Origin of the sequence: Streptomyces cyanogenus (assembly GCF_017526105.1) — a bacterium.
Classification (GTDB): Bacteria; Actinomycetota; Actinomycetes; order Streptomycetales; family Streptomycetaceae; genus Streptomyces; species Streptomyces cyanogenus.
In genome coordinates this window covers 5,507,197-5,522,050 of the sequence record NZ_CP071839.1, presented here as the reverse complement: position 1 = coordinate 5,522,050, position 14,854 = coordinate 5,507,197, and the positions used below count along the sequence as shown (strand labels likewise).

12 protein-coding genes are annotated in these 14,854 nt (G+C 70.6%); 4 read left to right on the top strand and 8 right to left on the bottom strand.

Annotation, left to right across the window (positions count from 1 at the left end; translation table 11 throughout):
• Nucleotides 1-15 precede the first annotated feature (15 nt).
• The 8 genes from S1361_RS24985 to S1361_RS24950 are packed head-to-tail and all read right to left on the bottom strand — an operon-like array spanning nt 16 to nt 6,810.
• The gene (locus tag S1361_RS24985) at nt 16-903 is read right to left on the bottom strand and encodes a DUF5936 domain-containing protein (RefSeq protein WP_208034005.1); all 888 of its coding nucleotides are present in this window, start codon (nt 901-903) and stop codon (nt 16-18) included.
• Nucleotides 904-916: 13 nt separating this feature from the next.
• A complete protein-coding gene (locus S1361_RS24980; RefSeq protein ID WP_208034004.1) occupies nt 917-1,861 on the bottom strand; it encodes a type II secretion system F family protein in 945 nt (314 codons plus the stop codon).
• An 11-nt stretch (nt 1,862-1,872) separates the two neighbouring features.
• The gene (locus S1361_RS24975; protein ID WP_208034003.1) at nt 1,873-3,210 is read right to left on the bottom strand and encodes a TadA family conjugal transfer-associated ATPase; all 1,338 of its coding nucleotides are present in this window, start codon (nt 3,208-3,210) and stop codon (nt 1,873-1,875) included.
• Between the two features lie 17 nt (nt 3,211-3,227).
• A complete protein-coding gene (locus S1361_RS24970) occupies nt 3,228-3,572 on the bottom strand; it encodes a TadE/TadG family type IV pilus assembly protein (RefSeq protein WP_208034002.1) in 345 nt (114 codons plus the stop codon).
• A gap of 1 nt (nt 3,573) precedes the next feature.
• A complete protein-coding gene (locus S1361_RS24965) occupies nt 3,574-3,954 on the bottom strand; it encodes a pilus assembly protein (protein WP_208034001.1) in 381 nt (126 codons plus the stop codon).
• A gap of 8 nt (nt 3,955-3,962) precedes the next feature.
• Nucleotides 3,963-5,201 carry a CpaE/TadZ family protein gene (locus S1361_RS24960; RefSeq protein ID WP_208034000.1) on the bottom strand — a complete coding sequence of 413 codons (1,239 nt, stop codon included), beginning with the start codon at nt 5,199-5,201 and terminating at the stop codon, nt 3,963-3,965.
• 9 nt (nt 5,202-5,210) lie between these two features.
• Nucleotides 5,211-5,915, bottom strand: coding sequence for a Flp pilus assembly protein CpaB (cpaB, locus tag S1361_RS24955; RefSeq protein WP_208033999.1), 705 nt, complete (start codon nt 5,913-5,915; stop codon nt 5,211-5,213).
• A 58-nt stretch (nt 5,916-5,973) separates the two neighbouring features.
• A complete protein-coding gene (locus S1361_RS24950) occupies nt 5,974-6,810 on the bottom strand; it encodes a hypothetical protein (protein WP_208036758.1) in 837 nt (278 codons plus the stop codon).
• A 323-nt stretch (nt 6,811-7,133) separates the two neighbouring features.
• On the opposite strand from S1361_RS24950, the gene S1361_RS24945 reads away from it, so the two are divergent.
• The 4 genes from S1361_RS24945 (at nt 7,134) to S1361_RS24930 (ending at nt 14,825) form a co-directional block, all read left to right on the top strand.
• Nucleotides 7,134-8,849 (top strand): chitinase, encoded by a 1,716-nt coding sequence (locus tag S1361_RS24945; RefSeq protein WP_208033998.1) that lies wholly within the window; start codon nt 7,134-7,136, stop codon nt 8,847-8,849.
• A gap of 125 nt (nt 8,850-8,974) precedes the next feature.
• Entirely contained in the window at nt 8,975-9,469 is a 495-nt protein-coding gene (locus tag S1361_RS24940; RefSeq protein ID WP_208033997.1) for a hypothetical protein, read from the top strand.
• Nucleotides 9,466-10,131, top strand: a complete 666-nt coding sequence (locus tag S1361_RS24935; RefSeq protein ID WP_208033996.1) for a hypothetical protein — start codon at nt 9,466-9,468, stop codon at nt 10,129-10,131. Before S1361_RS24940 ends, S1361_RS24935 begins: the two co-directional genes overlap by 4 nt.
• Nucleotides 10,131-14,825 carry a putative T7SS-secreted protein gene (locus S1361_RS24930; protein ID WP_208033995.1) on the top strand — a complete coding sequence of 1,565 codons (4,695 nt, stop codon included), beginning with the start codon at nt 10,131-10,133 and terminating at the stop codon, nt 14,823-14,825. Before S1361_RS24935 ends, S1361_RS24930 begins: the two co-directional genes overlap by 1 nt.
• Nucleotides 14,826-14,854: the final 29 nt, after the last annotated feature.

Below are 14,854 nucleotides of genomic sequence, written 5' to 3'. Positions count from 1 at the left end.
CGTCACCGCCCGTCCTCACTCCCCCGTCAGCGAGCCGAAGTCCACCCCGGAGCCCAGCAGCAGGCCCGCGCCCAGCAGGAGCATCGTCGCCGGGACCATGAAGGTGGTGATCAGCAGCGTGGCCTTCGGCACCGCGCGCGCGGCCTTGCGGCGGGCGTTCTGGGCGTCGGTGCGGCGCATGTCCCTGGCCAGGGAGACCAGGGTGTCCACGATCGGCGCGCCCAGTTCCTCGCCCTGCTGGAGGGCCGTCACGAACATCGCCACCTGTTCCGAGTCGTTCCTCCTCCTCAGCTCCGCGAAGGCCTGGCGGCGGCTCATGCCGAGGTCCATCTGGCGCAGGGTGATGCGCAGTTCGTCGGCCCACGGGCCCTCGTAGCGGGAGGCCACCCGGTCCAGGGCCTGGCGGAAGCCGAGGCCCGCGCTGACCACCACGGCCAGTACGTCGAGGAAGTCCGGCAGGGTGCGTTCGATGACGTCCTTGCGGACCCGGATCGCCGCCCAGATGCCCACCTCCGTCCAGAACGCGCCGAACAGGAGCAGCAGCAGGGCCACGAACCACTGGCCGCGGAGCAGGAACACCAGGAAGCCGACGGCGCCCAGGGCGCCGTAGACCGCGCGGCGGGCCGCGTAACGGTCGATGGTCAGGCCGCCGGGGTTGCCCGCCAGGTCGATCCGGCGGCGGTAGCTGGCCACCAGGCGCGGGCCCATCAGACGCAGGACGGCCGGTGCGTAGCGCATGCCGATGCGGTCGATGACGGAGCCGACCGCGCCGGTGCGGGTGGCGCCGACCTCCAGGGCGACGGCGAGGTCGCCGGGGAGCCGGGCGTCGGCGCGGTACATGCGGATGCCGTGGAAGGCGCCCCAGACGCCGAGGCCCATCAGCAGGGCGAGCAGGAATGCCATCGGGTCACCTCCCTCACACGTCGATCCGGCTCATGCGGCGGATGAGGACGAAGCCGACGGTGTACATGGCGAACGCGACGATCACGCAGGCCTGGCCGACCGGTGAGCCCGTCATGCGGTCCAGCGCGCCGTCCTTGACGCCGTTCATCAGGAACAACGCGCCGATGCCGAGGACGGGCACGGCGTACGAGGTCATGGTCACCTGGGAGAGCTGGGTGCGGATCTCGCGCCGGGTCTCCTTGCGTTCCTCCAGGGTCTCGGTCAGATTGCGCAGCGCCGAGACCACCTGGCCGCCCGCGCGGTTGGACAGCACCAAGGTCGTGACGAGGACGACGAGTTCGCGGGAGGGGAGGCGGTCGGCGAGTTCGCCGAGTGCGTCGTCGAGGGAGTGGCCGACGGCCAGCTGGTCGGCGACCTTGGCGAGTTCCTCACCGGCCGGGGCCTCCAGTTCCTCCGCCGCCATGCCGATCGCCGTGCGCAGGGCGAGGCCGGCCTGGGTGGCGTTGGCCAGGATGCGGGCCAGTTCCGGGAGCTGGTTGATGAAGCGTTCGATGCGCTTCTGGCGCTGCCAGTTGAGGAACTGCACCGCCGCCCCGATGCCGAGGAGTCCGGCGAGCGGGCCGAAGAAGGGGGCCAGGGTGGCCTGGCCGGCCAGCCAGAGCGCGGCGACCGTGGCGAGCATGGCGGCGAAGAACTCCCCCGGCGTGACGTCCAGGCCGGTCGCCGCGAGGCGCCGTTCCAGCCGGCGGCCGATGCGGGTGCGGCGCAGTCGCCGGTCCAGGTCGCGGAAGCGGCGCCGGCGGCCGGTCGCGGGCGGCGGGCCGGTGTGCGCGAGCCGGTCCACGAGGGCGGCGCGCCGGGCCCGCCCGGAGGCGTAGGCGTGCACGCCGGCCACCGCCAGGACGCAGGTCAGCAGCGTCACTCCGGTGGTGAGCTGGACGAGGGTGTGCAGTTCCATGGTCCGGGGTCCTACCTGGCTTCTCGGGTGGCTAGCTGGTCGGCGGAGCGGGCGACGCCGAAGGCCTGCGGGACGGGCTGGCCCGCCATGTAGAGGCGGTCGGCGGTGCGGCGGGGCAGCGGGAAGTGGCGGAAGGTGCCGTACACGCGGCCGTCGGGGGTCATGGGCTGCGCCTCGAACCGGGCGGCGGTCGCCAGCCGGTACGGCTCCCCGCCGTGGCTGTCGAGCAGGGCGATCTCGGTGATGCGGCGGGCGCCGTCGGCGAACCGGGTGAGCTGGACGATGACGTCGACGGCGCTGTTGATCTGGTCGTGCAGGGCGACGAAGGGGACCTCGACGTCGGACATGGAGGCGAGGGTCTGCAACCTCGTCAGCGCGTCCTCGGCGCTGTTCGCGTGCACGGTCGCCAGGGAGCCGTCGTGACCGGTGGACATCGCCTGGAGCATGTCGAGGGACTCGCCGCCGCGGACCTCGCCGACCACGATCCGGTCGGGCCGCATGCGCAGGGAGTTGCGCACCAGGTCGCGGATGGTGACCTGGCCCTTGCCCTCCACGTTCGGCGGGCGGGACTCCAGGCGGACCACGTGGGTCTGCTGGAGCTGGAGTTCGGCGGAGTCCTCGATGGTGATGATGCGCTCGTGGGAGGGGATCAGCCCGGAGAGTGCGTTGAGCAGGGTCGTCTTCCCGGTGCCGGTCGCGCCGGAGACGATGATGTTGAACTTGGCCTGCACCAGGCCGGCCAGCAGGTACACCATGTGCTCGTCCAGCGAGCCGAAGCCGATCAGTTCCTGGAGGGTGAAGGAGCGCGGGAAGCGGCGGATGGTGAGGATCGGACCGGTCAGGGACAGCGGCGGGATGATGACGTTGACGCGTTCCCCGGAGGGCAGGCGGGCGTCCACCATGGGGTTCGACTCGTCCACGCGGCGGTTGACCGTCGACACGATCCGTTCGATGGTCTGCATCAGCTGGTCGGCGGAGACGAACCGGAGCGGGAGTTGCTCGACCCGGCCGCCGCGTTCGACGAAGATCGCGTCGGGCCCGTTGACCATGATCTCGGTGATGGACGCGTCCTCCAGCAGCGGCTCCAGGATGCCGAGGCCCAGCGCCTCGTCCACGACCCGGCGGATCAGCTGGGACCGCTCGACCGTCGACAGCACCGGGCCCTCGCGGCTGATGATGTGCCCGAGCACCCGTTCCAGCCGGGCCCGGCGCTCGGCGGCGGCCAGCGCGCTCATCTCCGCGAGGTCGATCTCCTCCAGCAGTTTCGCCCGGTAGGAGGCGACCAGGTGCCCGTCCTCGCCCCGGCTGCCGTGTTCCTCCGGAGTGCTGATGCGTGCCCGCAGGCTCATGGTCGGCGACTCCTCGGTCAGTGGTCGAGCGGCATGGTGGCGGACTTGGTGGCGGTGCCGAGGTCCCAGACGATGGCGGGGATGCGGACGGTCGCGGTGACGGTCACCGACGCGCCGTCCTCCGCGGCGGACGAGCAGGACACGCTCAGTCCGCCGCTCACCGCGTCGGCGCAGGCCTGGGCGTACGACTGCTTCAGGGAGGCGGCCCGCGCCCCCGCCCGGGCGGCCGTACCGGCCTGCTCGGCGGCGTAGGCGACGGCCCCGAGCTGGATGCCGGCCAGGCCGACGATCAGCAGGACGGGGATGAACCCGAGGTACTCGACGGCCACTTGGCCCCGGTCGCGTCGGCGGCGGTTCGGCATCTCAGCGCTTCGCCTCCTCGACGGCGCCGGCGTGGCCGTGCACGGTGACGGGAAAGTCGATGAAGCCGGGGAAGAGGACGGGGACCTTCACGGCCACGTCGGCCGTCACATAACCGGTCCCGCCGCACTGTTCCACGCTGGCACCCCCTCGCCACGCCCCCGACAGATGCTTCAGCGCCGCCTGCTCGCACGCCCCGAACCGCTCCCCCGGCGGTGCCGCCGTGCCGGCCCGCACGCCCTCGTCGGCAGCATTCCCCGCGAGCGTGAAGGCGTACCCCGTGAGTACGGCCTGCCACATCAGCACCAGTGTCAGAACGATCAGCGGCGTCATGCCGAGCAACTCGACGCTGACCTGTCCCCGGTCCCCATCCGGCCTTCTCATCGCAAGGCTCACTCCTTCCGCCGCCGGAAGCCCACGGGCCCCCGGCCGCCGCCCCGGTGGGAGGCTCCCTCGTCCGGCGCCCGCACCAGCCCCAGCTCCCCGGCGAGGGCCCACAGCGCCTGCTTCACCGTGCTCCTGGCGTCGAGTTCGTGCAGCCGCCCGGCGTCCACGACACCCTGCAGCTCCTTGAAGTTGGCGGGTACGGCCGTACGCGCCAGCGCGGTGCCGGTGATGCGCTGCACCAGCGCGGGCTGGATCTCCGTACCGCGCGAGTGCCGGTTGACGACCACCGTGGTCTCCTCGGCCTTGCGGATCTGCAGCCGGTCCCACATCCGTACGGTCCGTTTGGCGCCGCGTACGGCGATGACGTCCGGGGTGGTGACCAGCAGCGCGGTGTCGGCCATCTCCACGACGGCGGCACCCGCACCGCTCAGCTGGGCCCCGCAGTCCACCACGACCACCTCGTAGCGGGAGCGCAGCGCGCTGACGATCTGGCGGGCGGCGCGGTCGCTTACCTCCTCGCCGCGTTCGCCCTCGCCCGGCGCGAGCAGCAGGGCGAGCCCGGTGTCGTGGCGGAACACGGCGTCGGCGAGGACGCGGGGCGAGACGTCGGTGATGGCGGCCAGGTCGGCCACCGACCGGCGGAACTGGATGTCCAGGTAGGAGGCGATGTCACCGGTCTGGAGGTCCAGGTCGACCAGGGCGGTGGCGCGGCCGGAGGCCTGGGCGGCGAGGGCCAGCTGGATCGCGGTCAGGGTCGCGCCCACGCCTCCCTTGGCGCCGCTGACCGTGACCACGGTGCCGCCGGCCCCGGCGAGCACCTCGGCACCGTGCCCGAGGTGCCGTCGTACCCCCGTCGACCACTGGGCGACGGCCTGCACGCGGCTGGCGAGTTCCTCGTACGACAGCGGGAGCGCGACCAGGCCGCGGGCGCCGGAGTCCATGGCGGCGGCGAACAGGCCGGGGCCGGCGTCGGTGGTAACGAGGATGACGCCGACGGCCGGGAAGCGGAGGGCGACCTCGCGGATCAGCTCCAGGGCCGGGACCGGGCCGATGCGTTCGTGGACGACGACGACTTCGGGCAGTTCCTCGACCGACTCGGCGGCGAGCCGGGCGAGGGTGTCGACCAGCTGGGTGGAGTCGGTGACCGGGGGCTGCGGTTCGGCGTCGGGGAGCTGGCTGAGCAGGGTGGTGAGGGAGCGGACGGCGTCCGGGTCCGCGCCGGCCGGGAGGATCCTGGTGGGCATGGCCGCCTCTCACTTGTCCGTCGCGAGTTCGTAGGTGCGGTCCTTGTCGGGGACGCTGGTCTCGCTGCCGGGGGCCACGAGCGCGAGCCGGACGCGCTGGGCGAAGGACTCGGCGTAGGTGATGCGCTGGGCGTCGAGGGTGGACAGCGCGAAGGTGATGGGGACGGCCTCGGTGGCCTGCTGGTTCTTGTCGCGGTCGGGCTCCAGGGCGGTGATCCGGCCGACGTCGAGGACCCGGGCGTTGGTCACGATGATCTTCGACTGGTCGGGATCGCCCTGCTTCTTCCCCTCGAAGGTGGCATAGACGTTGACCCGCGAACCCGGGGTGATCTTCCCGGCCACGCCGGTCGCCGCGTCGATCATGATGGCGACCTCCTGCTGGCCGGGCTGGAGGGCGGGCCGGTCCACGATCATGTCGGTCTGCAGCAGCGCGCCGGGGTGCAGGGTGGTCACGGCGATCTTGCCGCGGATCTGCCGGAGGTCGGTGACGGCGTTGCCGGACAGCCACCGCTCGGGCATCGAGACCTTCTCGAACTGGTCCGCGGTCAGCGCGGTGTACGGCTTCACCTCGGACCTGACCCGGTAGGCGGCGACCTCGGGCCCGATCTTGGAGTTCACGTCGTGGATGACGGAGAGCACGCCGGCGAACGCGCCCAGCGCGCACAGGACCGACAGGATCAGCAGTATCACGCCGCGGCGCTGACGGGAGTTCATGAACCGTGCAACCTCATTGGGGGAATCGGTCGAGCGGGACGGGTCAGGTTCGCGCAGGTCAGGCGGGCGTTCCCGGCTCCAGGGCGCGGGGTGGCCCGGATGCGGGAGGGCTGGCGGAGCAGAAGACGCAGCGGTCGCCGATGACGTCGATGCCGCACCAGTGACAGCTGGTCTGCCGTACGGAGGTGACCAGTTGGTAGAGGACGGACAGGTCGGCGAGGTAGCCGCAGAACTCGATCAGGCGGCCGGTCCCCCACCACGCCGGGGACTCGGCGGGCAGCGGGGTCTCGCGCAGCCCGTGCACGCCCCACCGGGTGCCGAGCCCGGTGGCCCAGTCGCTCTGCAGCTGCCCCTTGGCGACCAGCATCCAGGTGCCGAACTCGGGCCCCTTCAGCGTGACGTCGGGGGCCACCTTCACCAGCTGGGGCTCGGGGTGTGCGAGGACGGCGAACTGGCTGCCGGGCATCCAGGACCTGGCGTGCGCCTTGAGCCCGACCGGCACCCGGTCCAGCTTGGCGACGGAGCCGAGGACGGCGCCGGCGTGGATGTAGTGGGTGAGCAGCCGTCCGGCGGAGGCGAGCACGCCCGGGCCCAGGTCGCAGGAGGCGAGCTGGCGCAGCTGCCGGGCCAGGACGGCGATGCCGAGCGGCGGCAGTGCGGGCCGGAACAGGGCGATGCGGTCGCTCTCCAGCAGGGAGCGCAGGGTGTACAGCCGCCGTACGACCGGCTCCGGGGCGGCCTCGGAACAGACGACGACCACATGGCCGTACTGCTCGGTGAGGGTGTGGAGTTCGGTGAGGGCCTGGTCCAGCGGCTTGCGGTCGAGGCCGGTCAGCACGACGGCGGGCATGGTCCGCTCGTCCTGCGCCGGCAGTGCCATGTCGGCACTGGTCACGGCAATGGCAGTTGGCACGCGCAGCTCCCCGCTCTTCACACCCGCCGGCCCACCGGTGTAACTCCGGCGCGCCGGACGACTTCATTGCGTGACTACGTGAGCACTGTATCCACGGCCGTATGGCCGGAGAACAGCGTTTGTGAAGCCGGTGGGGAACTCTCCCGGCGCAAGTCGCGCCAAACCAGGACAGGTTGAGCGGCCGACCGGAGACGGTTTTGGTCTGGACCTCTTGACACCCGGATTGGTCTGGACCAACTTTAGGGCACCGGTGGTGGCCACCGCCCCTGTCCGCCCTTCCCCGCCAACTCCCCACGGAGGCTCCAGTGGACCGCGCACCAGGCATACCCAGACCCCGCGGACGGCGGCTCGCGGCATGGTCCGCCGCCACCGCCCTGGCCCTCTCGGTCGCGGGCCTCGCCACGGCCGGCCCCGCGTCCGCCGCGGACGTCAACAACGTGAAGAACGCGGGCTTCGAGTCGGGCCTGGCCAACTGGACGTGTACGGCAGGCAGCGGCACGACGGTCACCTCCCCGGTACACGGGGGCACCGCGGCCCTGAAGGCGACCCCGTCGGGCCAGGACAACGCCCGGTGCACCCAGTCGGTGGCGGTCAAGCCCAACTCGACGTACACGCTGAGCGCCTGGGTCGAGGGCGGCTACTCCTACCTGGGCGTGACCGGCACCGGCACGACGGACGTCTCGACGTGGACCCCCGACTCGTCGTCCTGGAAGCAGCTGTCGACGACCTTCACGACCGGCGCCTCGACGACCTCGGTCACGGTCTACACCCACGGCTGGTACGGCCAGGCGGCCTACTACGCCGACGACGTCTCGGTCTACGGCCCCGACGGCGGCGGAGGCGGCGACCCGGCCCCGACGGTCCCGGCGGCCCCGTCCGGCCTCTCCGTGACCGGTACGACCTCCTCCTCGGTCTCCCTGTCCTGGTCGGCGGTGTCGGGTGCGACGGGCTACAACGTCTACCGGAACGGCACCAAGGTCACGGCCGTGACGGGCACCTCGGCGACGATCACCGGCCTGGCCGCCGCCACGTCGTACTCCTTCCAGGTCACGGCGACCAACGCGGCGGGCGAGTCGGCGAAGTCCGCGACGGTGACCGGGACGACGACCTCCGGCACGGGCGGCGGAGGCGGGACACTCCCCAAGCACGCGGTGACCGGCTACTGGCAGAACTTCAACAACGGCGCCACGGTCCAGAAACTCTCGGACGTCCCGTCGTCCTACGACATCATCGCGGTGGCCTTCGCCGACGCGGCGTCGACCCCGGGAGCCGTCTCCTTCACCCTGGACTCCGCCGGTCTGGGCGGCTACACCGTCGACCAGTTCAAGGCGGACATCAAGGCCAAGCAGGCGGCCGGCAGGAAGGTCATCGTCTCGGTCGGCGGTGAGAAGGGCTCGGTGTCGGTCAACGACGCCGCATCGGCCGCGAACTTCGCCGACTCGGTCTACTCGCTGATGCAGACGTACGGCTTCGACGGCGTCGACATCGACCTGGAGAACGGCCTCAACGCGACCTACATGACCCAGGCCCTGCGCGCCCTGTCGACGAAGGCGGGCTCGTCCCTGATCATCACCATGGCCCCGCAGACGATCGACATGCAGTCGACGTCGAACTCCTACTTCCAGACGGCCCTGAACGTCAAGGACATCCTCACGGTCGTCAACATGCAGTACTACAACAGCGGTTCCATGCTGGGCTGCGACGGCAAGGTGTACAGCCAGGGCACGGTCGACTTCCTGACCGCCCTCGCCTGCATCCAGCTGGAGGGCGGCCTCTCCCCGTCCCAGGTCGGCCTGGGCCTGCCGGCCTCCACCCGCGCGGCGGGCAGCGGCTACGTCTCCCCCACCGTGGTCGACAACGCCCTGGACTGCCTGACGGCCGGCACGAACTGCGGCGCCTTCAAGCCGTCCAAGACCTACCCCGCCCTGCGCGGCGCGATGACCTGGTCCACGAACTGGGACGCGACGTCGGGCAACGCCTGGTCGAACCCGGTGGGAGCACACGTACACGCCCTGCCGTGACGTGAGCCTCTGCATACTCCGAGCGCCCGGGCCTTTCGGTCCGGGCGCTGTCGTGTGCGCGGACGACGGCCGAACTCGATCGGTCACGCCGGCATCCCTTTTGCCCTCGCCGCCAGCCCGGTGTGATGATCCCGGACATGGCTGAACACGGGGGACACACAGCCTCGACGGGGCATGCGCGCAGGTCACGCCTGTATGACTACGGGGACCTGACCGAGGCCGCCTCACAGGAGGCATCCGACGGAACCGACCACCGGCGGCGCGAGTTCGCCGTGTTGCTGGGTGAGTTCCGTCGTACGGCGGTGCTGGTGCCGGTGGACGGGGACGACGCGCCTTTGACGGGCGATTTCGGTGGTGTCCGCTGGATCTACGCGTTCTCGAACGAGTCGGCTCTGGCGCGTTTCGCGCTGGCGCGGGGCGAGGGCGGCCGGGAGTGGGCGTATCAGCGGTGGCTGGGTGCGCGTCTGCTGGATGCGGTGGTGCCGGCTGCCGGGGTGCCGTGCGGGGTGGCGTTGGACTGTGCGGACGGTGAGGACGGGATGGTCTTTCCGCCGGTGCGGGGGATCGTGCCGGATGCGGTGGCGGTGGACGTGGAGAGCGGGACGGGGGAGGCGCGGTGACCGGGGGCGGCAAGGATCTGGCGACGCAGGGGCTCGCTCTGATCGCCAAGGGGCTGACCGATGCGCTGGGTGAGTTGAAGGAGCTGGGCGGGTTCGGTACGTCCGGTGCCGGGCGGGGTTTCGGTGAGATCGCGTTGTCGGGCCTGGAGTTGGGGCACGAGGGGCTGACGGGAGAGTTCACGTCGTTCTGCGAGCGCTGGGAGTGGGGCGTGCGGTCGCTGATCCACGAGGGCAACAGCTTCGCGGTCAGTACGGGTCTGGCGGCGGGCACGTACTACCAGACGGACCAGTACGTCGAGGGCACGCTGAAGGTGGCCGAGAACGCTGCCGTCGGTAATCCGTACGCCTCGGAGGAGGACGTGCAGAAGATGGGCTACGGCGAGATCGCCGCCTCGGGCAGGACGGTGGACTACAGCCAGGAGTCCTTCGAGGAGGCGTGGGCCAACAGCAAGCAGGGCTGGAAGGACGCCACGCGGGATGTGATGACCTCGCACACGGTCGGTCTGCCGGGGTTGAACCCGGCGGATGTGCATGGCCTGGTCGGGCTCTCGGACGAGCAGTACGACCAGGTGCTGGACGACGGGCTCGGTCCGTCCCCCGAGGCCCGTGCCCGGGCTGCGGCCGAGCAGCAGGCCGCCGGGCAGCAGGGTGGTGAGCGCTGATGGGCATGGGGGATGTGACCAACGCGTTCCTGGGCGGCGCGGAGAACCTCTACGACAAGGGCAAGAAGAAGCTCGGCGAGGGCGTCGACTGGGCCACGGACAAGGTCGGCGAGGGCCTGGACAAGGTCGGGGCGCACAAGTGGGCCGACGTGGTGGAGGACTGGGGCGACGGGGTCGCCTCCGACCTCGGCGCGACGCCGGGCGAGCAGCAGCTGGGCCAGACCGAGCAGGCGAACGAACTCGTCCACGGCGACCCGGCGAAGATCCGTGAGGCCGCGGGGCACCTGCGCGACTTCCACGGCGCGTTCGACAAGGTCAGCGCGGGGCTGAAGAAGGTCGACTCCTCAGGCTGGAAGGGCGAGGGCGGGGACGCCTTCCGTGAGAAGTTCGGCGTCCACCCCGCCAAGTGGGCGCAGGCGGCCGAGGCGTGCAAGAGCGCGGCGGAGGCGCTGGAGTCGTACGCCGACACGGTGACGTGGGCGCAGGGCCAGGCGCGGGAGGCCGTGGAGCTCTACAAGAAGGGCGAGAAGGCGTCCAAGACCGCGTTCGAGACGTACCAGAAGGACGTCGAGACGTACAACGCCAAGGTGGACGCGGGCGAGGACCCCGGCCCGGATCCGGGGAAGTTCCAGGATCCGGGCAAGGCCGATGTCCAGGCCGCCCGGCACAAGCTCGCCGAGGCCCGCAAACAGCGCAACACCTCCGCCACGGAGGCGCAGGGCAAGGTGAAGGCGGCACTCGCCCACGCCCCCGCCGAGCCCCCGCCCCTGGACCGTCTCAAGGGCGACCTGAAGGACGGCGCGCTCTCCACCGGCATCGAACTCACCCACTTCGCCGGAGGCGTCGTCAAGGGCACCGCCGGCCTGCTCACCTTCGTCCGCGGCCTGAACCCGGTGGACCCCTACAACCTCACCCACCCGGCCGCGTACATGCAGAACGTCAGCATGACGCTCTCCGGCCTGGTCTCCACCGTCGCCCACCCCGAACGCACCGCGAAGACCATGTGGGACGAGTTCCGCAAGGACCCGTCCGAGTTCGGCGGACGCATGGCTCCCCAGTTCTTCCTCGGCGACGGTGCCGGACTGGAAGCGGGGCTGGCCCGGGATGCGGCGAAGGCGGGTCTGACCCGTCAGGCAGCGGAAGCGGCGGCACGGAAAGAGGCACGGGCGGGGGCTGAAGGCGCGGCCGGGAAGACGGCCCGGGACCGGGTGGACGAGGACCCACAGCAGCCCTCCCGTACCGGCGACGCGGTGGAAAGCAAGGGCACCGACCCCGTCGACCTCGCCACCGGCAAGATGTACCTGCCGCAGACGGACGTGACCCTCCCCGGCGCGCTGCCCTTGGTCCTGACCCGACGGGTGGAATCCGGCTACCACCTGGGCCGCTGGTTCGGTCCGTCCTGGTCCTCCACCCTGGACCAGCGCCTGGAGATCGACGCGGAAGGAGTCGTCCACGTCACGGAGGACGGCCTCCTCCTGTCCTACCCCCACCCCGCCCCCGGCCTGCCCACCCTCCCCAGCCACGGCCCCCGCCTCCCCCTGGACCGGGTCGACGGCGGCTACACCATCACCGACCCCCGCACCCACCGCACCTGGCACTTCACCGACCGAGGCCCCGACCTCGCGGTCCTGGAACAGATCGACGACCGCAACGGCAACTGGATCACCTTCGAGTACGACGCCGAAGGCACTCCCGTGGGCGTGTACAACAGCGCCGGCCAAGGCGTCCGCATCACGACGGAATCGGGCCGCATCACGGCGTACCACCTGACCGCGACCGGCGAGGAACTGAGACGCTTCGGCTACACGGACGGCAACCTCACGGAGGTCGTCAACTCCTCGGGCCTGCCGCTCCGCTTCACGTACGACGAGCGGGGACGCGTCACCTCCTGGACGGACACGAACGACCGCAGCTACACGTACGAGTACGACGACCAGGACCGCTGCATCGCGGAGGGCGGCTCGGCGGGTCACATGGCGCTGCGCCTGACGTACGGCGCCCCGGACCCGACGACGGGCCTGCGCACGACGACGGCAAGGACGGCCGAGGGACACGAGCGCCGCTACCTGGTGAATGACGCCTGGCAGGTGGTGGCGGAGACCGACCCGTTGGGCGCGACGACGCGGCACGTCCGCGACCGTTACAACCGCCTGCTGTCCACGACAGACCCCCTCGGCCACACGACCACCTTCGAGTACGACGGGTCGGGCAACCTCACGCGGGTGGTCCGCCCGGACGGCCGCGAGGCGCGGGCGGAGTACAACGACCTGGGCCTGCCGGTGAAGGTGGTGAACCCGGACGGCACGGTGATCCGCCAGACGTACGACGACCGGGGCAACCGCACCTCGGTCACGGACCCGGCGGGCGGGACGACCCGCTTCACGTACACGGAAGCCGGCCACCTCACGTCGGTGACCGACCAGCTGGGCGCGACCACGACGGTCGTCTGCGACCGAGCGGGCCTCCCGACGGAGGTGACGGACCCGCTGGGCGCGACCACACGCTACGAGCGCAACGCACTGGGCCTCCCGACCACCATCACGGACCCCACGGGCGCCACGACCCACCTGGAATGGTCACTCGAAGGCCGGCTGACCCGCCGCACGGCCCCCGACGGCACCACTGAGACGTGGACGTACGACGGGGAGGGCAACTGCACGAGCCACACGGACCCTCTCGGCGGGGTCAGCCGCTTCGAGTACACCCATTTCGACCTGCTGACGGCACGCACGACCCCGGACGGCGTCCGCTACGAATTCGCCCACGACACGGAACTACGTCTGACGACCGTCACGAACCCACAGGGCCTGACGTGGGAGTACGAGTACGACGCGGCCGGCCGCCTGGTGCGGGAGACGGACTTCGACGACCGCGCCCTGGAGTACGCGTACGACGCGGCGGGCCGCCTGGCCTCACGGCGCAACGCGCTCGGCGAGGTGACGTCCTTCGAGCGCAACGAACTCGGCCAGGTCCTCCGCAAGAAAACCAACGGCCGGCACACGACCTATGCCTACGACCTGACCGACCAACTGGCACACGCTGTGGGCCCCGACGGCACGACCCTGACGCTGCTGCGGGACCGCCACGGCCGCCTGCACTCGGAAACGGTCGACGGTCGCACGGTGACGTACACCTACGACACCCTGGGACGCCGCACGGGCCGCACCACACCGAGCGGGGCCTCGACGACATGGTCGTACGACGCGGCGGGCCGCCGCACAGGCATGGTCGCCTCCGGCCGGACCATCGACTTCACCTACGACGAGGCAGGCCGTGAACTGACCCGCCACATCGCCGGAACGGTCAGACTGGACCACACCTTCGACGTGTCGGGCCGCCTGACGGCCCAGTCCGTGACCGGCGCGCAAGGCCACCGGCTCCAGCACCGGACGTACACCTACCGCCCCGACGGCAACCTGATCGGCATCGACGACCACCTGTCCGGCACCCGCCGCTTCGACCTCGACGCAGCCGGCCGAGTCACAGCGGTCCACGCGGCAGGCTGGACGGAGCGGTACGCCTACGACGAGGCAGGCAACCAGACCGAGGCATCCTGGCCCTCGGACCACCCGGGCGCAGAGTCAAGGGGCCCGCGCGCGTACACGGGCACCCGCATCACCCGGGCAGGCAACGTCCGCTACGAACACGACGCCCTGGGCCGCATCACCCTCCGCCAGAAAACCCGCCTGTCCCGCAAACCGGACACCTGGCGCTACGAATGGGACGCCGAGGACCGCCTGACCTCAGTGGTGACCCCCGACGGCACCCGCTGGCGCTACACCTACGACCCGCTGGGCCGCCGCACGGCAAAACTCCGTCTCGCAGACGACGGCGAGACGGTCGTGGAGCGGGTGGACTTCACCTGGGACGGCACGACGCTCTGCGAACAGACGACAACGTCCGCCGATCTCCCCCACCCGGTCACCCTCACCTGGGACCACCAAGGCCTGCGCCCCTTGGCCCAGACGGAACGCATCACCCCGGCCGACGCCCCCCAGCACGAAATCGACTCCCGCTTCTTCGCGATCGTCACCGACCTCATCGGCACCCCGAACGAACTGGTCGACGAACAGGGCGCCATCGCCTGGCACACCCGCAGCACCCTGTGGGGAACAACAGCGTGGTCGACCAACAGCACCACCTACACACCCCTACGCTTCCCGGGCCAGTACTACGACCCGGAAACCGGCCTCCACTACAACTACTTCCGCCACTACGACCCCGAAACCGCCCGCTACCTGACCCCGGACCCACTCGGACTGGCACCCGCCCCCAATCCATCTACTTATATCGATAACCCGCACACCTGGAGCGACCCTCTCGGACTTGCACCGAAGGAAGGATGCTCCGAAAACCTTTCACACAAGCGCTCAAGCAGTCGCAATGCGGCCTTCAGGGATGCGAAGCGTGACTTGGATATCCCTATGTCTCAGCAACCAGACGAGATTCGCAGGGTACCCATGACAGACCGCACGGGACAGCAGGTCATGGATGCTTCACACAATCCGGTAATGACGCGAGAGTATGTCTATACACGAAGCGACGGGAGTAAGGTGATCATCCAAGATCACGGGTACGGGCACTACTACGGTGAAGGCGGCGTAGGCGATCAGGGGCCACACTTCAACGTCCGCCCGTGGGAAAACCCTAGGACTGGTAAGGTCCCGGGAACTGCACAGCACTATGAGTACTGAACCGCCGAATCACGAGGCCGAATCCATAT